The organism is Pseudomonas sp. OF001 (assembly GCF_904426495.1).
GTDB lineage: Bacteria > Pseudomonadota > Gammaproteobacteria > Pseudomonadales > Pseudomonadaceae > Geopseudomonas.
On the sequence record NZ_CAJGBM010000063.1, the window covers coordinates 1 to 22,067 of the forward strand.

Genomic DNA, 22,067 nt, shown 5'->3' on the forward strand with positions numbered 1-22,067 from the left:
CACCAGCCTGCTGGAGGGGGTGAACAACCGGATCAAGGTGATCAAGCGCATGGCCTATGGCTTCAGGGACGCCGATTACTTTTTCCTGAAAATCAAGGCCGCCTTCCCCGGGAAAATGCGATGAACCATTTTTATTAAGTATGATTTTTTGTATTTGTTGATGGTTTTTGCTTTTTGGTGGGCATTTGGCGCCTGCTGCCTTGTGGTGTACGGAGCTACTTTGAAGCTCTTTAAATACTTAAATGGAGATTGATATGGCAAGCATGGATGATTATTTTGATGCAATGACTGCCTCCGTGGAAAAGGGCGGTTGCAGGATCTGAGTGCAACACGGTTACTGGATTGAGGCGGGTGCCTCATGATGCTTGGCCATCAACTCGGTCATGACCTCGATGGGGCACTTGAAGCCGAAGCGCTTACGCGGTCGGATGTTCAGTTCGTAGGCGATCGCATCCAACTGCTCTTGGCTGTATACCGACAGGTCCGTGCCCTTGGGCAGGTACTGCCGGATCAGTCCGTTGATGTTTTCGTTGCTACCGCGCTGCCAAGGGCTGTGCGGGTCGCAGAAGTAGATCGCCACACCCGTCTTCTGGGTGAGCTCCGCATGGCGTGCCATCTCCCGTCCCTGGTCGTAGGTCATGCTCTTGCGCGCCGCCAGCGGCATGCGATTCAACGCCGCGCTGAAGCCCGCCTGTACGGCGGCTCCGGCAACGATCGCCTCTCCGTCAGCGGCTCGGCGCAGGACAACCTGTTCGTCGGCGGCGAAGGCAACGACTACGACACCAGCCCGGACAGCCTGGATACCCTGCTGTTCGGCGGTGACGTGGGCGTGGAGGACATCTGGTTCCGCCGCAGTGGCTCGAACCTGGAGGTGAGCATCATCGGCTCAGGCGACAAGGCCACCATCAGCAACTGGTATTCGGGCGGCAGCTACCACCTGGACCAGTTCAAGACCGCCGATGGCAAGACCCTGCTGGAAGGCCAGGTGCAGAGCCTGGTCGACGCCATGGCCGCCTTCGGCGTGCCGGCCGGCGGCGAGGGCAACCTCGGTGCCGAGCAGAAGCTTCAGCTGGAGACGGTGATCGCCGCCAACTGGCAGTGATCGTTCCGATCTGAACAGCGGCCGGGGCATTCGCTGCGAATGCCCCGGCCGTTCCGTTTCAGCCCTGCAACCCGCCAAAACGCCGATAGAAGCTCTCGCCGGCTTCCGGCAGCGGGCCGTCGGCGGTTTCCAGCACCTGGTTCAGCCACTGCTCGGCCGGCGCGCAGATCAGCCGGTAGATGTTGCGGCACAGCTGGCGCGCGGCGCGACCTTCCCAGTCGCCGGGGAGCAGTTCGTCGGGCAGCTGCGGGTCGCGCAGCAGCAGCTTGCGGTATTCGTGGATCAAGAGGGTGCGGGCGAGGAAGCAGTCCTGCGGCTCGAGCCGCTCCTGCTCGCGCAGCGCCTGCCACAGCGGGCGGAACAGCTGGATGAACTCGCTGTAGTGCTGGCCGAGCACGTCGATCTTCCAGCTCTCCTTGACCTGCAGGCGCAGCGCCCGCGAGGCCAGCACCTCCTGGGCGGTGGTCTCGAACAGGATGGTGTCGTCCAGCGCTTCCAGCTCCTGCAGGGTCGCCGCCACGTCGGCGCGGTCGCAGCGCGGGCTGGCCAGCACGGTCGGCGCCAGCGCGCCGAAGCCCTGCCACTCCAGCTCCTCGCGCACCTGCTTGCGCTTGTCCGCCTCCAGCTGCGACAGCACCGCCAGGCACCAGGCGCCGTCCCAGGCCGGCACGCTGCTGCTGTAGACCCGCTTGAAGGCCTTCTCGAAGCGCCGCCGGCCGGGACCGGTCAGGCTGTAGTAGCTGCGCCGGCCGACCTTGTCGGCCTTCAGCCAGCCGTCCTTGGTCAGGCGGAACACCGAGGTGCGGATCAGCCGCTGGTTGATGCCCATCGGCTCGAGCAGCTGGATCAGGCTGCCCAGCCACACGGCGCCGCCATGCGGCTCGATGGCGTCGCCGTAGACGGTGACGATCAGCGAGCTGGCGCGGATGGGGGTCTGTTCCTGGAAGCGCTGGATCAGGTTTGCCAGAGGAGCGAGGGAAGTCATGGATACGGGATTGGCCGGAAAATCGCGACTATACCTAGGGGATCGGGCGTAAGGCTACCGTCCTACCATGCCACTCGGGCATTCGGCCGACACGCCGCGCATGGCACTGGCAGACAAGTGCTTGGCAGGCACAGCCATGCAGGTCGACGGCAGCCCCGGCAGACTCGGGGACGCCAACCGCTGCGCTCGCCATCGCGGCCCAATACCCAGAACAAGGGAGCCATCCCATGCGAATAACACACCTCCTTGCACGCACCACGCTGGCCCTCGGCATCGCCCTGGCCGGTGCGGCCCAGGCCGAGCTGCCGGTGGAAAAGGAAGGCCAGGTCACCCTGCCCTTCCCGCCGGAGCCGCACCGCGCCTACATCGTCGACGTCGAGTTCACCAACATGATCGCTACCCGCGTGGTGGTGGTCGATCCGGATGCCAAGCGCATGCTCGGCATGCTCAGCACCGGCGGCATGGCGCCGATGGTGCCGGCGCACGACCAGAAGACCCTCTACACCGCCGACACCTACTGGTCGCGCTACGTGCGCGGCACCCGTACCGACATGCTGACCGCCTGGGACAGCTCGACCCTGTCGCCGCTGTGGGAGGTGGAGATTCCGCCCAAGCGCACCAACAGCATCACCGAGCGCTACGCGCTGAACACCAGCAGCGACGACCGCTTCGTCTACATCTACAACTTCACCCCGTCGACCTCGGTCACCGTGGTCGATGCCAAGGCACGCAAGACGGTCAACGAGATCGCCATCGGCGGCTGCATCCTCAACTACCCGGTGGGCGCGCGGCGCTTCGCCTCGCTGTGCGGCGACGGCAGCCTGCAGGTGGTCACCCTCAACGACGAGGGCAAGGAGATCGGCCGCCACCAGACGCCGATGTTCGACCCCAACCAGGTCAAGATGGTCGAGCGCGCGGTGGCCAAGAGCGACGTCTACTACTTCACCACCACCGAAGGCGAGATCCATCCGGTCGACCTGTCCGGCGACAAGCCGAAGTTCCTGCCGACCTGGTCGCTGGTCAGCGCGGAAGAGAAGAAGGCCGGCTGGGCCCCCGGCGGCTGGCAGACCATGGCACTGGCGCCCAAGCTCGACCGCCTGTACGTGCTGATGCACCCGGACCACAAGCCGCTCAACTGGGAAGATCCGAGCAACACCGTGTGGGTCTTCGACCTGAAGACCGGCAAGAAGATCGGTACCCTGGAAGCGCCCGGCCTGATGTGGAGCCTGCACGCCACCAGCGACGACAAGCCGCTGCTGCTGGCCAGCACCGTCACCGGCGACCTTGAGGTGTTCGACCTGAACAGCGGCAAGCACACCGGCACCATGACCGGGATCGCCAAGACGCCGACCCTGGTGCAGAGCCACTGAGGAGGTTGCCATGCCACTCGATCCGATCCTGATCTACGCCTGCGCCCTGGCGCTGGCGGCGATCCTGGCGACCGCGGCGACCCACAAGCTGCGCGCGCCGCGCTGGTTCGCCGCGCAGCTGGAGGCCTACGCCCTGCTGCCGACGGCGCTGATCAGGCCGGCGGCGCGCGCCCTGCCGCTGCTCGAGGGCGCCGTCGCCCTCGGCCTGCTGCTGCCGTTCAGCCGTGGCGGCGCGGCAGTGGCCGCCGGCGCGCTGATGGCGCTCTACGCCGGCGCCATCGCCGTCAACCTGTGGCGCGGCCGCCGCGACATCGACTGCGGCTGCGCCGGCCCCGGCGAAAGCCAGCCGCTGCGCCCGCTGCTGCTGCTGCGCAACGCCGCGCTGCTCGGCCTCGCCGTGCTCGCCGCGCTGCCGCCGCTGGCCCGTGAACTCGGTGCCTTCGACGGCTTCGTCGCCATCGCCGCCGCCGCGGTACTCCTGCTGCTCTACGCGGCGGCCGACGGTCTGCTGACCAACGCCCCGCGCCTGCTCAAACTGACTGGAAGGTGAAACCATGGAAGCTCTGATCGTTTCCAACATCCTGCTCTGGCTGCTCCTCATCGCCCTGGCCTTCGTCCTCATGGGCCTGGTGCGCCAGATCGGCGTGCTGCACGGCCGCCTCGCGCCGGCCGGCGCACTGATGATCGACAAGGGCGTGGCGGTCAACGAACCGGCGCCCAGGGTCACCGCCGCCGACCGCAACGGCCGTCCGGTGAACTTCGGCTACCCGGCCGACAAGGGCCAGCTGCTGTTCTTCCTCGCCCCCAGCTGCCCGGTGTGCAAGTCGCTGCTGCCGGCGATCAAGGCGGTGGCCAAGGAGCGCCCCGACCTCGAGGTGATCTACGTCAGCGACGGCGAGCCGGAGGCCCAGGCCGCGCTGATCCGCGAGTTCAAGCTGGAGGACGCGCGCTATGTGGTCGGCCCGGAGGTCGGCATGACCTACCAGATCGGCAAGCTGCCCTACGCCGCGCTGATCGATGCCGCCGGCATCCTGCGCGCCAAGGGCCTGGTCAACTCCCGCGAGCACCTGGACAGCCTGTTCGAGGCCGAACGCATGGGCATCGCCTCCCTGCAGGACTACCTGCACACCCCTGCCCACGCGCACGACAGCGCCGTGAAGATCCACCAATAACAAGGTCCGAGGAGACACCCCATGAAACTGCTGGACATCCTGTTCGAACGCTCCGCCCGCCGGATCGCCGACGTCACCTCGCGCCGCCAGGCACTTTCCCGCATCGGCTCCTGGCTGGTGGCCGGCGCCGCCCTGCCGCTGCTGCTGCCCATCGACCGCGCCTCCAAGGCGCACGCCGGCGAAACCGGCAACCCCGGCGATCCGGGCGACCCGAACAGCTGCGACTACTGGCGTCACTGCTCGGTAGACGGCTTCCTGTGCAGCTGCTGCGGCGGCACCACCACCAAGTGCCCGCCCGGCACCGAGGTCTCCCAGGTGACCTGGATCGGCACCTGCCGCAACCCGGCCGACGGCAAGAACTACATCATTTCCTACAACGACTGCTGCGGTAAGCAGGCCTGCGGCCAGTGCGCCTGTACCCGCAACGACAGCGAGGAGCCGATGTACCGGCCGTTCAACAACAACGACGTCAACTGGTGCCTGGGCGCCAAGTCCAACAGCGTCTACAACTGCACCATCTCGGTGATCCGCGGCGTCGCCCAGTGAAGGAGAGAGCCGTCATGCGCCTGCTGATCCTCGCCGGACTGGCCACCGCACTGTCCGCCGTACTGGCGGCTCCCCCGGCCCTGGCCCGCGCCTTCCCCGACCCGCACCAGAAGCCGGCGCCGGGCAACGAGGCGCCACAGACGCCCATCGCCCAGGCCGGCTACAGCGTGGCCACCAACTACCAGCTGCAGTGCGCCGGCTGCCACCTGGGCAGCGGCGAGGGCTCGGCGCGCAACGACACGCCGAAGATGAGCGGTTTCGTCGGCAACTTCCTGCGCGTCGAGGGCGGCCGCGAGTTCCTCGTCCGCGTCCCCGGCGTGGCCCAGGCCGCGCTCAGTGACGCGCAGATCGCCGAACTGCTCAACTGGATCCTCGATCCGCAGCACGGCATGGCCGGCGCCAGCACCCCGGCCGGCTTCCAGCCGTACACCGCCGAGGAGGTCGCCCGGGTACGCCACAACGCCCTGCTCAACCTGCCCGGCACCCGCGCCGGGCTGATCGCGCGGATGCGCGCGCAGGGCATCGCCATCGACGACGGCATGGGCCAGCCCTGACCGCCAAGGGCCGATGCGCGGGCCGGCAGCGATGCCGGCCCGTTTCTTTTCCGGCCAGCCGCCCGCCCTGCCCGCCAGCCCCCAGAACGCCCCCTGCCCCACGCCCGGGTACCCGCCTGGCGCCCCCGACATGCCCGAATCCCGCAAGCCGCGCAGCCGTTGCGCGTCAGCGAAAGCGACTCCTGCACCGACGTGCAGACGCAAGAAGGCCGCTCCCCACCGGAGCGGAGAGCGGCCTCGTCTGTCAGCCGAATAGCGCTTAGCGGGTGAACACCTGGGTGGTGGCGATCGCCATGTCGCCGCCGGGCAGCTCGATCTTGCCGACAGGCTCCAGACTGTCGGCGTCGAACACCGCCAGCTCGTTGTAGGTGCCGCCCAGGTAGACCTTGCTGCCGGCCTTGTTCAGCGCGATGCAGTAGTAGGAGTGATCGAGCTTCGCCGTCTTCAGCAGCTTCTGCTCCCTGATGTCGTACTTGGCCAGACGGTTGAGCACGCCGAACATCAGGTTCGGGTCCTTCGGCGAGCGCATGCCGGTGAAGTAGATCTCGGTCAGCGGCGCGAAGTCCTGCACCGTGGTCTTGCCGGTCTTCAGGTCGATGCTGAAGTAGCCGTAGACGAAGTCGGCGGTCGCCAGGTCCTGCTTGGCGTCCTTGAACTTGGCCGCGGTGTAGAGCATCGAGAAGTCGCCCAGGTGGGTCTGCTGCGGCCAGGCGTAGAGCACGTCCGGCGGGCTGTACAGCGGCCGCTGCCAGTTGCGGCTGGCCAGCGCCACCTCGTACTTGCCGGTCTGCACGTCGAGCTTGTAGACGTCGGCGCCGGCCATGTACAGGCTGCCGTCGGCACCGGCCTGCATGATGCTGATCTGCCGCGGCACCTCGAAGCTGCGCAGCGGCTTGGCGTCGAGGCCGGCGTCGGTGGCGTAGACCTGCAGGCGCGGCGCCTTGACCACGTAGTGGTCGCTCTTCAGGTCGGTCGGGTTGGCGACGCTGTAGATCTCCTTGCCGTCCGGACTCAGGGCGATGGAGAACAGTGCGCGGGCCTTCTCGGTCGGCCCTTGCGCCAGGCGCGCGTGGAACACCGTCCTGCAGCTGTCCAGATCGATGCCGTAGAGGTCGCCGTAGTGGTTGTTGAGCACGTAGGCGGTCTTGCGGTCGGGGCCGATCTGCGTGGTGCCCGGGCCGTAGGCATCGGGCATCACGCAGGTCTTGTAGACCTTGTCGCTGGCCAGATCGACCACGTGCAGGTTGTTCGGGTAGTTGGTGGCGATCATGTATTCGTGGCCGGGCTTGAGCGCCGGGCCGGCTTCGCCGGCGGCGTGCGCCGGCAGGCCCAGCACGACGCCGGCGATGGCGGCCGCCAGGCCGCTGATGGTGTGCAGCTTCATGTCGGTTCCCCTGTTGGTATGCGGCCGTTCACTGGTCTTTCGGGAATACGGTGCCGAGGTTGCGCCAGTCCTGTGCGGAGTCCTGCGCGTCCTTGTTCCAGTCCGGGTAGGTGCTCATCATGTCCGGCACCTGGGCCGGCCACCAGCACGGGTCGGAGCAGCCGTACAGGTCGGACTCCATCGGCTGGCACAGCGAGGCGACGCCGCCGAAGGCGTCGATCTCCCAGCCCGGGTCGGTGGTGGCGGTGCAGCCGGCCACCGCGCTCATGGCGATGACTTCCTCGACGCGATCCTCCGCGGCGGCCTGGTCGAGCAGCTGGGCTTTCTGGTTGAGCGGCTTGAGATGTTTCATGTCAGTGGGCCTTTCTCGGTGCGATGAAGCGGCTGAAGAAGGCCGGGTTCTCGGCCATGATCCGGTGGTAGACCTCGATGCCGAAGTCGACCCAGTCGCGCATCAGTTCGCAGTAGTGATAGGTGGGGTGGGCCGGGTCGCCGTAGCGGGCGTAGCTCTCGTGGTAGCAGCCGCCCGAGCACAGGTTGCGGATGCGGCAGCTGTCGCAGCCGGTACCGCTGCGGTCCAGGCGCTGGGAGAGGAAGTCGTTGAGCTCGACCTGCTTCACGCCCTCGTGCACGTTGCCGAAGGTCGGCAGGCTGGAGCCGGTGAAGCGGTGGCAGAGGTTCAGCTCGCCGGCATGGTCGACCGCCAGCATCTTCAGCCCGGCGCCGCACGGCAGGGCCTTCTTCTGCCCCTCGTGGATGTCGGTGAGCAGCTGGTGCAGGTTGGAGAAGCCGATGTTGCGCCCGACCAGCGCCTCGGCGAGGTAATGGCGGCCGAGCGCCTTCATGTTGGCGAACACCGCAGCCAGCTCTTCGCCGCTCAGGTTGTAGTCGCTGACATCGCCGGAGGTGACCGGGGCGAAGCCGACCTCGGCGAAGCCCAGCTCGTTGAACAGGTGGTTCCAGATCGTCTCGACGTCGGTGATGCCGCGGGTCAGGGTCACCCGCGCACCCACCGGGCGGCTGTCGTAGCGCGCCAGCAGCATGTCCACCTTCTTGCGCACCACGTCGTAGGTGCCCTGCCCGCCCACGGTGATGCGGTTGCGGTCGTGCACCGTCTTCGGCCCGTCGATGCTCACCGACAGGCCGAAGCGATGGGCGTTGAGCCAGTCGACGATCTCCTCGGTGAGCAGGGTGGCGTTGGTGGTCATCACGAAGTCGACCGCCTTGCCCAGCTCGGCGAAGCGCGCCTCGCACCAGTCCACCACCTGCTCGATCAGCGCGCGGTTGGACAGCGGCTCGCCGCCGAAGAACACCACGGTGTAGCGCGCCTCGTCCGGCGACTCCCTGAGCAGCATCTCCACCGAGGCGATCGCGGTGTCGTACTGCATCTTCCTGCCGGCCGACGGCTTGTCGAGGTCTTCCTTGTAGCAGTAGGTGCAGCTCAGGTTGCAGCCGGTGTTGACGTTGAGCACCACGGTGTTCAGCGCGGTGCGCTCGACCCGGCGCACGGCGATCTCCGGGGTCAGCGGCGAGCCGTCGCTGACCACTTCCAGCGCGATCAGCTCGCGCAGGGTTTCGTCGATCTCCGCACCATCGAAGCGCCCGGCCAGGCGCTGCGCCAGCGCCTCGGGCGAGCAGCCCGCGCCGCGCAGCGCGTCGATGATGCCGCCGGTGAGTGCGTCGGCGGCGAACAGCGAGCTGCTCGGGATGTGGAACAGCAGACGGTCGTCGTTGACCTGCACCTCGTGCAGGTTGCGCTCGACCAGATTCAAGATTGCGCCCATGGCGGCCTCCGGATTCGTTGCCCTCGTCGTTGCCCTGCGGGCGGGACGGACCCGCCCGGCACGCGGGCGCTTACGGCAGCGGCGGGTTGTTCCAGCGCTGCACGGTGACGATCAGCTGGCCCTCGCCCTCGAGCGGCTTGCCGCCGTCCTCGACCCGGGCGATCACCTTGAGGTTGCCGGCGTTGTTGGTGGACATCTTGCGCGCCGGGTTGGGACCGGCGTCGCCCGGCACGAACACACCGTCGGCCTGCATGCGCCCGGCGTACTTGACGTCCTCGTCCTCCTCGGCCTGCTCGTTGAACGCCGCCACCGACCACTGCGCCGGCAGGTAGCCGATGCGGAAGGCCTGGCCGGCGGCGTCCTGGCCCCAGGCCTCGGCGTCGAAGCGGCCCTGCACCTTGGGCGTCGAGCCGCCGTTGTCGCCGATGCGGGCGACCGAGAAGGCCGGCACCACCTTGACCTCGCTGACCGACTGGTACACCGCCAGGTTCACGCCCTCGAGCGAACCCAGCGCGACCTTGCGGCTGCCGGCGGCGGCATCGGCCGCGGCCCTGACCCTGACGCGCATCCGCTCGGGGCTCTGCTCCAGCACCTTGACCACCGCGACGCCCGGGCCGAAGTCCGGCTTGCCGGAAAGGTCGCTGCCCACCAGGGTCAGCTCGGCCTCGCTGCCCGCCTTCAGGTAGCCCGGCTGCACGGCGAGCAGGCGCGGCGTGCCGGCCTTGGCGGCGACGAAGTCGAGGCCGCGCTCGTCGTGCTCGCTCTCGAACATGCGCCCGCGCATCTCGCCGTTCAGCGCGCTGAACACCTGGCGCATGGCCACGCCGTCGACCTCGAGGGTGCCGCGCCACTCGTAGCCGTTGTAGAGGATCGCCGAGCCGCTGCCCTTGAGCGGCTTGCCGTCGGCGTACTGGCCCTCGAGGCTGACCTTGAAGCTGTCGCCCTCGGCGGCGCTCACCGTCATCACCCCACGCACGTCGCCGCGGGCCGGCAGGTGGCCGCTGAAGCTCCACTGCCCCGGCAGCGCGGCGGCCGTCGGCCTGGCCTTCTGCCAGTCGCTCCAGGCCGGGTTGTCCAGCGGATACTGGCTGGCCAGCTTCGGCACCATCTCGTTGAGGGCGATCGGCAGCCAGTCGCGGTCGCGCGACTGCGCCTGGTACTCCAGCGACGGCCACTGGCCGAGGTGGAAGTTGACCAGGTGCTCCCATTCCTTGGCCGGGCGGCGCTGCAGGGCCACCCGCGCGCCGGAGTGGCAGCGCGCGCACATCTGGGCGAACTGGTCGTCGAACTGCTCCACCGTGTTGAGGCGGCGCTCCATGGCGTAGCGCACGCCCTCGGTCTCGCTGGGCGCCAGGCCCTGCTTGTCGGCCAGGTACTTGACCAGGGTGCGGCGGTCGGCGTCGTCGATCTGCACGCCGTGCATCACCTGCATGCGCGCGATGCTCATCAGCCAGCCTTCCGGCGTCTTGCGCTGGTGGCTGATGCGGCTGAACTGCTGGTCGCCTTCCCTGGCGTGGCAGGCCGCGCAGGTCTCGCCCAGGATCTGCTCGCCGGTGCGCCCGGCGGCCAGCGCCGGCTGCGCCAGACCGGCGGCGGCCGCGGCCAGGCTGGCGGCCCCGACGTAGTAGCGGAGTCTTGTCATCATGGATATCGGCTCTCCTCGCTGTTGTTCTGATCGGCACCCCGGCACGGCGGATGCGCCCCTGCGACGGACCGATACACATTGCGTGCCATTCATCGGAAAGCCTTTTGAAAACAACGGGATGGCGTCTTTTTTCGGCCTCCTGGCGAGGCCAGGGAAACAGCCGCGGCGTCACATTTCGAGACAGCGGTTGCAAACTGAGACAGCCGCGCGACGCAGCGCCGCAGGGCCGGCGGCGCCTGTCGCAGCCCTGCGCCGCAACGTCTCAAACTGCGACAGGCGGATGCCCCACTGCCGCCGTAATCCTGAAAAAAAACCATTTATTTCAGTTACTTAAGTTAAACAAGCGAGTTGGCACGGCGGTTGTACCGGGATGGGCAAACAACCCGAGAGGTCCCCCCATGCCCACTTCCCTGCCCATCCATCCCCGAACCCGCGAATTCCTCGACCGCCCGCAGAAGATGCTGATCGGCGCCGAGTGGGTCGACGCCGTCGCCGGCGCGCGCATGCCGGTGTACAACCCGGCCAGCGGCGAGCCGCTGTGCCAGGTGCCGGCGGGCGGCGCCGAGGACATCGAGCTGGCCGTGCAGGCCGCCCGCCGCGCCTTCGACGACTCGCCGTGGAGCCGCATGCGCCCGCGCGAGCGGCAGAACCTGCTGTGGCGCCTGGCCGAGCTGATGGAACGCGACGCCCAAGTACTCGCCGAGCTGGAGTGCCTGAACAACGGCAAGAGCGCCGCGGTGGCGCGGGTGATGGACGTGCAGCTGGCCATCGACTTCCTGCGCTACATGGCCGGCTGGGCGACCAAGATCGAGGGCAGCACTGTCGACGTATCGATGCCGCTGATGCCGGGTGACGAGTTCCACGGCTACATCCGCCGCGAGGCGGTGGGCGTGGTCGGCGCCATAGTCGCGTGGAACTTCCCGCTGCTGCTGGCCTGCTGGAAGCTCGGTCCGGCGCTGGCCACCGGCTGCACCGTGGTGCTCAAGCCGGCCGACGAGACCCCGCTGTCGGCCTTCAAGCTGGCCGAACTGGTGCTCGAAGCCGGCTATCCGGCCGGGGTGTTCAACGTGGTCAGCGGCACGGGGGCGCAGGCCGGCGCCGCGCTGACCCGCCATCCGGGCGTCGACAAGCTGACCTTCACCGGCTCCACCGAGGTCGGCAAGCAGATCGGCAAGGCCGCCATGGACTCCATGACCCGGGTGACCCTGGAGCTGGGCGGCAAGTCGCCGACCATCGTGCTGGCCGACGCCGACCTGCAGCAGGCCGCCGCCGGCGCCGCCGGGGCGATCTTCTTCAACCAGGGCCAGGTGTGCTGCGCCGGCTCGCGCCTGTACGTGCAGCGCAAGCACTTCGACAACGTGGTGGCCGACATCGCCGGCATCGCCAACGGCATGAAGCTCGGCAACGGCCTGGACGCCAGCGTCGACATGGGCCCGCTGATCTCGGCGCGCCAGCAGCAGCGCGTGCACGACTACATCCAGCTCGGCCGCGAACTGGGCGCCACCGTCGCCTGCGGCGGCGAGCGCTTCGGCCCCGGCTTCTTCGTGCAGCCGACGGTGATCGTCGACGTCGACCAGCAGCACCGCCTGGTGCAGGAGGAGATCTTCGGCCCGGTGCTGGTGGCGATGCCCTTCGACGAGATCGACGAGGTGGTCAAGCTGGCCAACGACAACCCCTACGGCCTGGGCGCCAGCATCTGGTCCAACGACCTGGCCGCCGTGCACCGCCTGGTGCCGCGCATCAAGTCCGGCTCGGTGTGGGTCAACTGCCACAGCGCCCTCGACCCGGCGCTGCCGTTCGGCGGCTACAAGATGTCCGGCCTCGGCCGCGAGATGGGCGCGGCGGCCATCGAGCACTACACCGAGCTGAAGTCGGTGCTGATGCGCCTGTGAATCCCTCGGCGGCCGGCACCCGACCGGCCGCTCCATTGACCAAATGGAGTTGCCCATGCAGCGAACCATCCATCGCGCGCCACGCGCACCCCTGGCCGTGGCGCTGGCGAGCGCCGTCGCCGCCCTGGCCGCCGTCCCGGCCAGCGCCTACGAGCTGTACAACCGGGACGGCAGCGTACTCAACGCCGACCTCGAGGCGGTGTTCGGCCTGATGCACAGCGAGGAGAGCTACGAGCTCGGCTTCGGCAACCGCAGCGCCGGCAGCTCGAGCTGGCGCGAGGGCTACGTCAAGTACGGCCTGAGCGGCAGCCAGGCCCTCGGCGGCGCCGGCAGCCTGTACGGCGCGCTCAACCTGCTCAGCTCCGGCACCTGGGGCGACGGCGACGCCGCCGGCTTCACCCTGGGCAGCGAGCGCATGACCGACGTCGAGGACGCCTACCTGGGCTGGCGCTCCGGCGACCTGTTCCCGGCGCTCGGCGAGAACGGCGTGGACCTCTCCTTCGGCCGGCAGAACCTCAGCGTCGGCGACGGCTTCCTGGTCAACGGCGACTCGCTGAACTTCGGCGACGTCGACCTCGGCGCCGACTACGACCGCGGCGGCGCCTACTACCTGGCGGCGCGCAAGGCCTTCGACCAGACCGCCGTGCTGCGCCTGGGCGGCGAGCAGGGCCTGCGCGGCGACCTGATCTGGCTGAAATCCGACAACCGCGCCCAGGCCGAGACCGAGCTGGCCATCGCCACCCTCGAGCACGTCGCCGAAGCGGGCACCCTCGGCCTGACCTGGATCCGCGGCCTCGACGTCAACGAGCGTTTCGCCAGCCCGGCGCAGCTCGAGCGCGACGGCATGGACACCGTCAGCCTGCGCGGCGCGGGCGGGCTGGGCGTGGAGAACCTCAACCTGGCCTTCGAGTACGCCAGCCAGGACAAGGACAGCGGCACCGAGAACGCCTGGTACCTGGAAGGCAGCTGGACCTTCGCCGCCCTGCCCTGGACGCCGACTGCCACCTACCGCTACAGCCGCTTCTCCGAGGCCTTCGACCCGCTGTTCTACGGCCTGAGCCGCGGCTACGGCACCTGGTTCCAGGGCGAGGTGGCGGCCAACTACGCCGGCCCGTTCAACAGCAACTCCCGCGTCCACCACCTCGGCCTCAAGGCAACGCCCGTGGAGAACCTGACCGTCGGTGCGCTGTACTTCGACTTCGACAGCATCGACACCGACCTCGGCAACCTCGGCGGCCGCGAGCTGGACCTGTACATCGAGTGGATGGTCAACGACCACCTGCTGATCAGCCCGGTGCTGGGCCTCTACCGGCCCGAGCGCAGCGCCGCCGAGGGCGGCACCCAGCTCGGCGGCGACGACACCAACCTGTACAGCCAGCTGGTCTTCGCCACCTTCTTCTGACCGGTCACCCTCCCTGGCCGGACCGCCCGGGGCAACGGGCGGCCCGGCATTTTTTTGCCGACGGCATAAGAAGACTCGCGCGGCGATCCTCTACCGCCGCTGCGGGTGCAAGCTGCCCGCTGGGCAATCGCTGCGCGAGTTGCCCATACGCCCCCGCCCTACGCCCCCGAATAGCCCTGACTGTGCAACCAGCCACGCAGCATCGCCTGCTGCGGCGCAGGCAGGTCGGCAGCCATCTGGGCGAACGGCTCGCCGGCCTGCAGGCGGCGCAGGCGCGGCGCCAGCTCGATGCCCTGCAGGTGCCAGATGCCCAATGGCTGGTCGGCGCTGACCACCACCTCGGCCTCGGCCACCAGGTTGTCGCGCAGCACCGGCGCGCGTTCCACCCTGAGGCTGGCGAAGTCGGCCGGCGCGTGCAGCGGTTCCCTGTCCGGCCAGTTGGACCGCGCCGCCCAGAACGGCTGCTCCGTCCAACGTTCTTCGAGTGCGTAGAAGTCGCGGCCGGTGCGGGCGAAGCGCTGGAACAGCTGCTCGACGCGGCGCTGGTGGAAGGCCAGCGCCAGCCCGGCGCGCTCGGGACGGGTGAGCAGGGTGTTGATCACCGCCGGAGCCTGCAGCGCCGAGGACAGCGCCTGGAAGATGCCGTTGCCGGACAGCGGATCGACCGCCATCGCCGCATCGCCGACCCGCAGCCAGTTGGCGCCGCCGGTCTCCAGGGCGAGGATCGCCGTGCTGCTGCGCGCGTGCAGGCTGGCCGGCTGCAGCGCGTCGGCGCCGAACAGCTCGGCGACCCGCGCCGACTGCGCACGGCGCTGGGCGCACCATTGCGGCAGGGTATCGCGCGCCGGCAGCGCACCGCTGGCCGCGTCCAGGGTGATCTGCCAGTAGCAGCGGCCGTCTTCCAGGCGCGCCATCCACGCCCAGCCGTCCGGCAGGCTCTCCACCGCCGAACCGCCGCGCCCCGGCTCCTCCTGCCACTGGTTGAGCAGGCTCACCGTCTCCGGGCCGCGCAGGCGGCGGCTGCCGAGCGGTGCCTGGCGGCCGCGCGCCTCGACCAGGAACTGCGCCTGCAGCTCAAGCTCGCCGCCGCTGCCTTCCAGCAGCAGGCGGTGGCCGCCCGCGTCGCTGTGCAGCTCGCGCACCCGCGCCTCGAGCAGCGCCACGCCGGCGGTGCGCAGGTCCTCGCGCAGCGCGGCGTCGAAGCGCGGGCGGTCGAGGAGGAATTCCTGATTGAGCGCGCTCGCCGCGCCGTTCCACAGCACCCGCCGCGGCGAGGCGCGGTCGGCGCTGGCCAGCGCGTGGGTCAGGCCGGCCTGGCGCAGGCCGTCGAGCACCCGTTGGGAAACGCCCTCCACCGCGGCGAAGCGCCGCCACTCGCCGACCACGCACACCTCGTAGCCGAGGCGGCGCAGGCCGATGGCCACCGCCACCCCGGCCGGGCCGGCGCCGAGCACCGCGATGCGTAGCGAATTCATGCCTGCCTCCCGCGCCGCTCCGGGCCGATGTATGCCGCCTGGCGGCGCAGATGTTCGAGCAGCGCCGCGCGGTCGCTGCCCGGATGCTGCTGCAGATGGCGGGCGAGCAGCCCGCTGAAGTTGGCGCAGGCCAGGCTGGCGCCGGCCAGGCCGCCGGCGGTGACCGGCGCGCCGAAGTCGGCCTGGGCGCTGTCCAGCCACGACCACTGCCCCGCCGCGCAGCGCGCGTCGCCGGTGATGCGCAGCACGCCCGGATAGCTGGCCGGCCACACCGGCTCGCCCTGCGCCGGGCTGGCGGCGCACAGCAGCACCCCGGCGTCCAGCGCGCGCGCGCAGGCCGCGCGCAGCAGCGGGCGGTCCTGGCGCAGGCCGAGGCTGAGGTTGATCAGCGCCACATCCTGGTCGATGAGCCAGTGGATGGCCGCGGCGACCTGCAACGGGCTGGTCTGCCAGCGCTCGGCGAACACCTGGGCGACACAGCCGCGCACCACGCCCGGCTGCAGCGCCAGCGCCTCCAGCACCGCCGTGCCGTGGCCGAGGCGGTCGGCCTGCGCCACACCCTCCTGCAGCCCTTCCCCGTCCAGGCGGAAGGCGCGCGCCGCTGCTACCTGCGCAGCCTGCTGTGGCGCGTGGCCGCTGTCGACCACGCCGATCAGCAGCTCAGACCCCATGGCTCACCCCCTGCCCCACGCGCTCGCGCAGCTGGCCGTCGGCCAGTTCCAGGTGCAGGTCGACCTCGGCCAGGGTCGAGGCGCGGTGGCTGATCAGCAGGCGCGTGCGCCCGGCGAACAGCCGGTCGATGGCGGCGATCACCTCGCGCTCGGTGGCCTCGTCGACCGCCGAGGTGGCCTCGTCGAGGACCAGGATGCGCGGCTGCTGCAGCAGCGCGCGGGCGATGGCGATGCGCTGTTTCTGCCCGCCGGAGAGCTGCTGGCCGCGCTCGCCGAGCGGGCTGTCGAGGCCCTGCGGCAGGCTGGCGAGCAGCTCGTCGAGGCGCGCCAGGCGGGCGACCTCCTCGATCTCGGCGCGGCTGGCCTGCGGCGCGGCGTAGGCCAGGTTGTCGGCCAGGCTGCCGCGGAACAGCACGATGTCCTGGCTGACCACGGCGATGGCGCGGCGCAGTTCGGCCAGCTCCAGCTCGCGCAGGTCGACGCCGTCGAGCCGGATGCGGCCGCGCTCGGGGTCGTGGAAGCGCTGCAGCAGGTCGATCAGGGTCGACTTGCCGACCCCGGAGGGGCCGCTGAGCGCCACCTTCAGCCCGCCGGGCAGGCAGGCGCTGGCGCCGCGCAGCACGGCGTCCTGGCGGCCGTCGTGACGGAACCACAGCTCTTCCAGGCGCAGCTCGCCGGGGCCTGTTGGCAGCGGCCGCGGTTCGGCCGGCGCGGCGATGGCCGGCGGCTCGGCGCGCAGCTCCATGACCCGGCCGAGGCTGACGGTCATGCGCTGCAGGGCGACGTACAGGCCGAGCAGGCTCTGCACCGGCCCGACCGCCATGCCCAGGTAGGTGGAGAAGGCGATCAGCGCGCCGAGCTGCCAGGTGCCCTGCACCACCCAGTAGCCGCCGACGATGAACGCCGCGGCACGCGACAGCGAGGTCAGGGTGCCGGGCACCGCGTGGGTGAAGAACTCGGTCAGCTGCAGGCGCAGCAGCTGGCTCATGTAGCCCTGGCCGAGGCGCTCCAGGCGCTGCGCCTCGCGCTCCTGCTGGCCGGCGGCCTGGATGAACTTCATCGCCGGCAGGGTCTCGACCAGGAACGAGGAGACGTCCGCCGAACGTTCGCGCAGCGCGCGGCTGTGCCACTCGACCTTGCGGCGCATCCAGCGCAGCCAGAGCACCTCCAGCGGCACCAGCACGGCGAGCAGCAGCGACAGCTGCCAGGACAGCGCCAGCATCAGCGCCACCGCCCCACACAGGCCGATCACGCTGGACAGCGCGGAGAACAGCGCGTCGACCGCGAAGCGCTGGATCTCGGCGACGTCGCCGTCCAGGCGCGACAGCAGGTCGCCGATCCGTTTGCGCGCGTAGAAGGTCGGCGGCAGGCCCTGCAGGTGGCGGTACAGGGCGTCGCGCAGGGCGAACAGGATGCGTCCGGACAACCGGGTGTACAGGTAGCGGTTGATCCCGCCGAGCAGGGTGCCGAGCACGCCGACGCCGATCATCGCCAGCGCCACCTGCAGCAGGCGGTCGAAGTCGCGCGCCAGCAGGCCCTCGTCGATCAGCGTCTTGGTCAGCCAGGGCTGCGCCAGCACCAGCAGCGAAGCGCACAGCGACAGGCCGAGCAGCCCGGCGATGGCCCGCCCGTGCGGGCGCACGAAGGAAAACAGCCAGCGCAGCGAACGCTCCAGCAGCGCGCGGTCGGGGCTGTCGATCAGGCGGACCAGCAGACTCAGCATGCCGGTCCGCCGCGCAGCTGCTTGAGCTTGCGGTACAGGGTCGCCCGGCTGATGCCCAGCGCCTCGGCGGCGGCGGAGACGTTGCCCTGGTGACGGTCGAGGGTGTCGCGGATCAGTTTCAGCTCGTTCTCGCGGATGCTGCTGGCCTGGCGGGTGCTGGCGGTCAGCTCGTCGAGCAGACTGTCGCTCAGGTGGTCGAGGCCGAGCAGGCTCTCGTCGTCCTCGCGCATGGCCAGCGCGGCGCGCAGCACCATCTCCAGCTGGCGGATGTTGCCCGGCCAGTCGTACTGCTCGAACAGTTCGGTGAGGTCGGCGTCCAGGCGCACCTGCGGCGCGCCGAGCTTGGCCAGCAGGCGCTCGATCAGCGCGGCAAGGTCCTCGCGCTCGCGCAGCGCCGGCAGGCGCAGGCTGATGCCGTTGATGCGGTAGTAGAGGTCCTCGCGGAAGCCCTTGTCCTGCACCTGAGTGCGCAGGTCGCGGTGGGTGGCGCAGACGATCGCCACGTCGATGTCCTGCTCGGCGCCGCCGCCCAGCGGCAGCACCTTGCGCTCCTGCAGCACGCGCAAGAGGCGCGCCTGCAGGGCCAGCGGCATGTCGCCGATCTCGTCGAGGAACAGGGTGCCGCCGTGGGCCTGCTGCAGGCGGCCGACCATGCCGCCGCGGCGCGAGCCGGTGAAGGCGCCCTCGCGGTAGCCGAACAGCTCGGATTCGATCAGTCCCTCGGGGATGGCCGCGCAGTTGACCGCGACGAACGGCTTATCGGCGCGCGCACTGGCCTGGTGCAGCGCCTGGGCGACCACCTCCTTGCCGGTGCCGGTTTCGCCCAGCAGCAGCACCGGCAGGCCGCCGGCCAGGCCCTGGCGGGCCATGCGCAGGGCGCGGGCCAGGCGCGGATCGTCGCCGGCCAGGGCTTCCAGGCAGTCGGCGCGCGCCGGCGTCGGCCGCACTCCCGTCCACAGGCCGGCGCTGGCGGCGGCGCCAGCGGCCGCCGGCAGCTGCAGGGTGCGGCAGCAGAACTCGCCGCGCGCGGTCTGCACGCTGAGCGGAGCGCCCTGCTGCAGACGGCGCAGCAGGTTCTGGCTGTCGCCGCCGAGCAGCTCGGCGCAGCGCCGGCCGAGCAGCAGCTCGCGCGGCAGCTCGAGCAGCGCACAGGCCTGGTCGTTGGCGGCCAGCAGCGTGCCGTCCAGATCGAGGGCCAAGAGGCCCTGCCAGGGCGAGTCGAGGTACTGGCGGCGGCAGTGGAAGGCCATCACCAGTTGCTCGGGATGCAGGCTGGCGAACAGCCGGCTCTCGATCTGGCTGGCGGCCAGCATCAGGGTGGCGAGGTTGTCCTGCGGCTGCGCCATCAGGCCGACGCGGGTCAGGTCGAGCACCCCGACCACGCCGCCCTGCGGGTCGCGGATCGGCACCGAGGTGCAGGAGAACTGGCTGAGGCGGTCGAGGTAGTGCTCGCCGCAGTCGATCAGCGTCGGCCGCGCCTCGACCAGCGCGGTGCCGAGGGCGTTGGTGCCGCGCAGCGCCTCGCTCCAGCAGCTGCCGACGCGCAGGTCGTGCAGGCCGAAGCGCGCCAGTTGGGCGGTCTGCCCCTCGATGGCCAGCACGCGCGCCTCGCTGTCGCCGAGGATGATCAGCCCGCTGTCGCCGAGCTGGCGGGTCAGGTAGTCGAGCTGCGGGGTCGCGGCATCCAGCAGCAGGCGATTGACGGCGAGCACCTGCTCGGCGTCGGGCGCGGCGTCGCTGGCCAGCGCCGGCTCGTCGCAGCTCACGCCGAAGTCGAGGCTGCGCCGCCAGGAGGCGTCGATCTCGGCACGCAGGACGCCTTCGGGCAGTCGCCCGCCGGACCGCAAGGTCTGGCGGATCCTGCGCGAAGCCCCGATGAAGTCTTCTGTTGTTCTTGTCGACAGGGCCATGGGTACTCCAGCGAATCACGACTCGGAAGCCCGCCCCGGCAGGCGCCGGAGTGAGTGGAAACCACCCGCCGGCGCACCAGGTGTGGCCGGGGGAAACCATCGCCCGGGGAGCGGATGGCCGTCGTTCACTGCGCCCCCGGCGCCGGCAGGGCGCAGGGGAGCGGGCGGACAGCATTGCACGGCACCCCGTTGACGTAAAGGTCAACCCGGTAGCCGTCCGGACTGCCCGAGTTGCAGCAAGTTCCGCGCCAGAGCGGCGATGCAGGGTGCGCGGAGCGGCACATCGACATTGCCTTTTATTTGATAATATTTATCATTAGATACATTATTACATCACCAAAGAGACCGCCATGCCGTTCACCCCACGCGCCGGACTGCTGCTGACACTGTTCGCCAGCGCCCTCCCCGTCCACGCCGCCACCCCACTGGAGCTTGACAGCCTGACGATCGAGGACACCTGGGAAACCGCCGACGGCCCGGTGCAGGGCTATCGCGCCGGCCGCTCGGCCAGCGCCACGCGCAGCGACAGCGCCATCGAGGAAATCCCCCAGGCGATCAGCGTGATCCCCGCCCAGGTGCTTGCCGACCTCGACAGCACCAGCGTGGAGCGCGCCCTGGACTTCGCCGGCGGCGTCGCCCGGCAGAACAACTTCGGCGGTCTGACCCTGTACGAGTACAGCGTGCGCGGCTTCGCCACCTCGGAGTTCTACAAGGACGGCTTCAGCGCCAACCGCGGCTACCCCAGCGCCCCGGACGCCGCCAACATCGAGCGCATCGAAGTGCTCAAGGGGCCGGCCGCCAGCCTCTACGGCCGCGGCGACCCGGGCGGCACGGTGAACATCGTCACCAAGAAGCCACAGGCCGAAACCTTCGCCCGCCTGCAGACCAGCGCCGGCAGCTGGGATCGCTACCGCACCAGCCTGGACGCCAACGCGCCGCTGGACGAGGCCGGCAATCTGCTCGGCCGTCTCAACCTGGCGGTGGAGGACAACGGCAGCTTCCGCGATCACGTCGACAACAGCCGCCAGTTCGTCGCCCCCAGCCTGGCCTGGCAGCTCGGTGCCGACACCCGCCTGTTGGTCGAGGGCGAGTTCTCGCGCAGCAACGTGGTGTTCGACCGCGGCATCGTCGCGCCGAACGGCCGGCTGGGCAGCGTGTCGCGCTCGACCTTCCTCGGCGAGCCAAGCGACGGCCACATCGACAACGACAACGACCAGCTGCAGGCCAGCCTCGAACATGTGCTCGACGACAACTGGCACCTGCGCCTGGCCAGCCACTACAAGACCGGACGCATCGCCGGCTTCGCCTCGGAGAACCAGTCCCTGGCCGCCGACGGCCGCACCCTGACCCGGCGCTTCCGCGAGCGCGACACCACATGGCACGACAGCATCAGCCAGCTGGAGCTGCACGGCCGCCTGGATCTCGCCGGCATCGAGCACCGCCTGCTGATCGGCGGCGAGTACGAGAACTTCCGCAAGAACGAACGCGTCACCGAGATCCGCCCGCGCAGCGCCATCGACATCTACCAGCCGGTCTACGGCCGTCCGCGCCCGGATGGTGCCCGCTCGGGCAGCGACTTCCACGAACGGGTGACCAGCCAGGCCCTCAACCTGCAGGATCAGCTCGACTTCGGCAACGGCCTGCACGGCCTGCTCGGCGTGCGCCTGGAGCGCTACGAGCAGACCATCGACAACCGGGTCAGCGGCAACAGCACTGACCAGCAGCAGGATACCGTCACCTGGCGCAGCGGCCTGCTCTATCAACTGACCCCGCAGGTCGGCCTGTTCGCCAACGCCTCGACCTCGTTCAAGCCCAACAGCGGGCTGGACGCCAGTGGCCGCGCCTTCGACCCCGAGGAGGGCATCGGCTACGAGAGCGGCGTCAAGCTGGACCTGTTCGACGGCCGCCTCGGCGCCACCCTGGCCGCCTTCCACCTGACCAAGGAGAACGTGCTGACCGCCGACCCGGCCGATCCGAGCTTCAGCCGCGCCGCCGGCGAGGCGCGCAGCCGGGGTATCGACCTGCAGTTCAGCGGCCAGTTGACCGATGCCCTGCGCCTGATCGGCGCCTGGGCCTGGATCGACGCCGAGGTCACCAAGGACAGCAGCCTGCCCAGCGGCAGCCGCCTGCTCGGCGTGCCCGAGCACAGCGCCAGCCTGCTCGGCGTCTACGAGTTCCGGGACGGCTGGCTCAAGGGCGGCGATCTCGGCGCGGCGCTCACCCATGTCGGCACGCGCCTCGGCCAGAGCGGCAGCGACTTCGAGCTGCCCGCCTATACCACCGTCGACCTGCTCGCCCACTACCCGCTCGGCGAACGCGCACGGCTGGGCGTCAACCTCAACAACGTCTTCGACGAGAAGTACTACGAGCGGTCCTACAGCGCCCTGTGGGTCGCCCCCGGCGCACCGCGCAACCTGACCTTCAACCTGACACTCGACCTCTGACAAGGAGT

19 protein-coding genes and 1 pseudogene are annotated in these 22,067 nt (G+C 69.8%); 10 read left to right on the forward strand and 10 right to left on the reverse strand.

Translation table 11 applies throughout. The features are described 5' to 3' along the window. On the forward strand, positions 1-124 hold a 124-nt coding region (locus RA210_RS19480; protein ID WP_201485414.1), incomplete at its 5' end, for a transposase. Positions 125-334: 210 nt separating this feature from the next. Here the strand turns inward: RA210_RS19480 and RA210_RS19485 are convergent. Next, positions 335-688: pseudogene (locus tag RA210_RS19485) on the reverse strand (IS30 family transposase); the annotation flags it as partial. Here RA210_RS19485 and RA210_RS19490 point away from each other — a divergent pair. Next, positions 605-1,102, forward strand: coding sequence for a calcium-binding protein (locus tag RA210_RS19490; protein ID WP_136491746.1), 498 nt, complete (start codon positions 605-607; stop codon positions 1,100-1,102). The pseudogene RA210_RS19485 and the gene RA210_RS19490 overlap by 84 nt on opposite strands. A gap of 58 nt (positions 1,103-1,160) precedes the next feature. Here RA210_RS19490 and paaX read toward each other — a convergent pair whose 3' ends face one another. Next, positions 1,161-2,087 (reverse strand): phenylacetic acid degradation operon negative regulatory protein PaaX, encoded by a 927-nt coding sequence (gene paaX / locus RA210_RS19495; RefSeq protein ID WP_136491747.1) that lies wholly within the window; start codon positions 2,085-2,087, stop codon positions 1,161-1,163. A 227-nt stretch (positions 2,088-2,314) separates the two neighbouring features. Between paaX and RA210_RS19500 the strand changes: the two genes are divergently transcribed. The 5 genes from RA210_RS19500 to RA210_RS19520 are packed head-to-tail and all read left to right on the forward strand — an operon-like array spanning position 2,315 to position 5,729. Beyond that, entirely contained in the window at positions 2,315-3,457 is a 1,143-nt protein-coding gene (locus RA210_RS19500) for an amine dehydrogenase large subunit (RefSeq protein ID WP_201487722.1), read from the forward strand. A 10-nt stretch (positions 3,458-3,467) separates the two neighbouring features. Next, positions 3,468-4,007: a MauE/DoxX family redox-associated membrane protein gene (locus RA210_RS19505; protein ID WP_201487723.1), complete on the forward strand. Its 540-nt coding sequence runs from the start codon at positions 3,468-3,470 to the stop codon at positions 4,005-4,007. Between the two features lie 4 nt (positions 4,008-4,011). Further along, positions 4,012-4,629, forward strand: coding sequence for a methylamine dehydrogenase accessory protein MauD (gene mauD, locus RA210_RS19510; protein ID WP_136491525.1), 618 nt, complete (start codon positions 4,012-4,014; stop codon positions 4,627-4,629). 21 nt (positions 4,630-4,650) lie between these two features. Further along, the gene (locus RA210_RS19515) at positions 4,651-5,175 is read left to right on the forward strand and encodes a methylamine dehydrogenase light chain (RefSeq protein ID WP_136491524.1); all 525 of its coding nucleotides are present in this window, start codon (positions 4,651-4,653) and stop codon (positions 5,173-5,175) included. Positions 5,176-5,189: 14 nt separating this feature from the next. Further along, a complete protein-coding gene (locus tag RA210_RS19520; protein ID WP_201487724.1) occupies positions 5,190-5,729 on the forward strand; it encodes a cytochrome C in 540 nt (179 codons plus the stop codon). Positions 5,730-5,988: 259 nt separating this feature from the next. Here the strand turns inward: RA210_RS19520 and peaD are convergent, their stop codons facing one another. From peaD to peaA, 4 genes are all read right to left on the reverse strand, one after another. Beyond that, positions 5,989-7,113: a quinohemoprotein amine dehydrogenase subunit beta gene (peaD, locus tag RA210_RS19525; RefSeq protein ID WP_201487725.1), complete on the reverse strand. Its 1,125-nt coding sequence runs from the start codon at positions 7,111-7,113 to the stop codon at positions 5,989-5,991. A 28-nt stretch (positions 7,114-7,141) separates the two neighbouring features. Continuing rightward, positions 7,142-7,465, reverse strand: a complete 324-nt coding sequence (gene qhpC / locus RA210_RS19530; RefSeq protein WP_136491521.1) for a quinohemoprotein amine dehydrogenase subunit gamma — start codon at positions 7,463-7,465, stop codon at positions 7,142-7,144. Between the two features lies 1 nt (position 7,466). Continuing rightward, complete coding sequence (gene peaB / locus RA210_RS19535) at positions 7,467-8,897, reverse strand: quinohemoprotein amine dehydrogenase maturation protein (protein ID WP_136491520.1); 1,431 nt, start codon at positions 8,895-8,897, stop codon at positions 7,467-7,469. Positions 8,898-8,967: 70 nt separating this feature from the next. Continuing rightward, positions 8,968-10,542, reverse strand: a complete 1,575-nt coding sequence (peaA, locus tag RA210_RS19540) for a quinohemoprotein amine dehydrogenase subunit alpha (RefSeq protein ID WP_136491519.1) — start codon at positions 10,540-10,542, stop codon at positions 8,968-8,970. A gap of 398 nt (positions 10,543-10,940) precedes the next feature. Here peaA and RA210_RS19545 point away from each other — a divergent pair, with 398 nt between their 5' ends. Together RA210_RS19545 and RA210_RS19550 are read left to right on the forward strand one after the other, a co-directional pair. Further along, positions 10,941-12,434: an aldehyde dehydrogenase family protein gene (locus tag RA210_RS19545; RefSeq protein WP_201487726.1), complete on the forward strand. Its 1,494-nt coding sequence runs from the start codon at positions 10,941-10,943 to the stop codon at positions 12,432-12,434. Between the two features lie 55 nt (positions 12,435-12,489). Next, a complete protein-coding gene (locus tag RA210_RS19550; protein WP_442963411.1) occupies positions 12,490-13,836 on the forward strand; it encodes a hypothetical protein in 1,347 nt (448 codons plus the stop codon). Positions 13,837-13,994: 158 nt separating this feature from the next. On the opposite strand, the gene qhpG is transcribed toward RA210_RS19550, so the two are convergent. Genes qhpG through RA210_RS19570 form a run of 4 tightly spaced genes read right to left on the reverse strand, consistent with a single transcriptional unit; the run spans position 13,995 to position 19,615 of the window. After that, positions 13,995-15,311, reverse strand: a complete 1,317-nt coding sequence (qhpG, locus tag RA210_RS19555) for a flavin-dependent monooxygenase QhpG (protein ID WP_201487727.1) — start codon at positions 15,309-15,311, stop codon at positions 13,995-13,997. Further along, positions 15,308-15,982: a subtilisin-like serine protease QhpE gene (gene qhpE / locus RA210_RS19560; RefSeq protein ID WP_201487728.1), complete on the reverse strand. Its 675-nt coding sequence runs from the start codon at positions 15,980-15,982 to the stop codon at positions 15,308-15,310. The genes qhpG and qhpE overlap by 4 nt, the downstream gene beginning before the upstream one ends. Then, a complete protein-coding gene (locus RA210_RS19565) occupies positions 15,972-17,705 on the reverse strand; it encodes an ABC transporter ATP-binding protein (RefSeq protein ID WP_201487729.1) in 1,734 nt (577 codons plus the stop codon). The genes qhpE and RA210_RS19565 overlap by 11 nt, the downstream gene beginning before the upstream one ends. Beyond that, positions 17,699-19,615: a sigma-54-dependent Fis family transcriptional regulator gene (locus RA210_RS19570; RefSeq protein WP_201487730.1), complete on the reverse strand. Its 1,917-nt coding sequence runs from the start codon at positions 19,613-19,615 to the stop codon at positions 17,699-17,701. The genes RA210_RS19565 and RA210_RS19570 overlap by 7 nt, the downstream gene beginning before the upstream one ends. Positions 19,616-19,965: 350 nt before the next feature. Here RA210_RS19570 and RA210_RS19575 point away from each other — a divergent pair, with 350 nt between their 5' ends. Then, the gene (locus RA210_RS19575) at positions 19,966-22,059 is read left to right on the forward strand and encodes a TonB-dependent siderophore receptor (RefSeq protein ID WP_201487731.1); all 2,094 of its coding nucleotides are present in this window, start codon (positions 19,966-19,968) and stop codon (positions 22,057-22,059) included. Positions 22,060-22,067: the final 8 nt, after the last annotated feature.

What these genes read in the sequence shown, in the direction of transcription:
- RA210_RS19490 (WP_136491746.1), top strand. Translation starts at nt 605, where the DNA reads ATGGCGTGCCATCTCCCGTCCCTGGTCGTAGGTCATGCTCTTGCGCGC.
- paaX (WP_136491747.1), bottom strand. Translation starts at nt 2,087, where the DNA reads ATGACTTCCCTCGCTCCTCTGGCAAACCTGATCCAGCGCTTCCAGGAA.
- RA210_RS19500 (WP_201487722.1), top strand. Translation starts at nt 2,315, where the DNA reads ATGCGAATAACACACCTCCTTGCACGCACCACGCTGGCCCTCGGCATC.
- RA210_RS19505 (WP_201487723.1), top strand. Translation starts at nt 3,468, where the DNA reads ATGCCACTCGATCCGATCCTGATCTACGCCTGCGCCCTGGCGCTGGCG.
- mauD (WP_136491525.1), top strand. Translation starts at nt 4,012, where the DNA reads ATGGAAGCTCTGATCGTTTCCAACATCCTGCTCTGGCTGCTCCTCATC.
- RA210_RS19515 (WP_136491524.1), top strand. Translation starts at nt 4,651, where the DNA reads ATGAAACTGCTGGACATCCTGTTCGAACGCTCCGCCCGCCGGATCGCC.
- RA210_RS19520 (WP_201487724.1), top strand. Translation starts at nt 5,190, where the DNA reads ATGCGCCTGCTGATCCTCGCCGGACTGGCCACCGCACTGTCCGCCGTA.
- peaD (WP_201487725.1), bottom strand. Translation starts at nt 7,113, where the DNA reads ATGAAGCTGCACACCATCAGCGGCCTGGCGGCCGCCATCGCCGGCGTC.
- qhpC (WP_136491521.1), bottom strand. Translation starts at nt 7,465, where the DNA reads ATGAAACATCTCAAGCCGCTCAACCAGAAAGCCCAGCTGCTCGACCAG.
- peaB (WP_136491520.1), bottom strand. Translation starts at nt 8,897, where the DNA reads ATGGGCGCAATCTTGAATCTGGTCGAGCGCAACCTGCACGAGGTGCAG.
- peaA (WP_136491519.1), bottom strand. Translation starts at nt 10,542, where the DNA reads ATGATGACAAGACTCCGCTACTACGTCGGGGCCGCCAGCCTGGCCGCG.
- RA210_RS19545 (WP_201487726.1), top strand. Translation starts at nt 10,941, where the DNA reads ATGCCCACTTCCCTGCCCATCCATCCCCGAACCCGCGAATTCCTCGAC.
- RA210_RS19550 (WP_442963411.1), top strand. Translation starts at nt 12,490, where the DNA reads ATGCAGCGAACCATCCATCGCGCGCCACGCGCACCCCTGGCCGTGGCG.
- qhpG (WP_201487727.1), bottom strand. Translation starts at nt 15,311, where the DNA reads ATGAATTCGCTACGCATCGCGGTGCTCGGCGCCGGCCCGGCCGGGGTG.
- qhpE (WP_201487728.1), bottom strand. Translation starts at nt 15,982, where the DNA reads ATGGGGTCTGAGCTGCTGATCGGCGTGGTCGACAGCGGCCACGCGCCA.
- RA210_RS19565 (WP_201487729.1), bottom strand. Translation starts at nt 17,705, where the DNA reads ATGCTGAGTCTGCTGGTCCGCCTGATCGACAGCCCCGACCGCGCGCTG.
- RA210_RS19570 (WP_201487730.1), bottom strand. Translation starts at nt 19,615, where the DNA reads ATGGCCCTGTCGACAAGAACAACAGAAGACTTCATCGGGGCTTCGCGC.
- RA210_RS19575 (WP_201487731.1), top strand. Translation starts at nt 19,966, where the DNA reads ATGCCGTTCACCCCACGCGCCGGACTGCTGCTGACACTGTTCGCCAGC.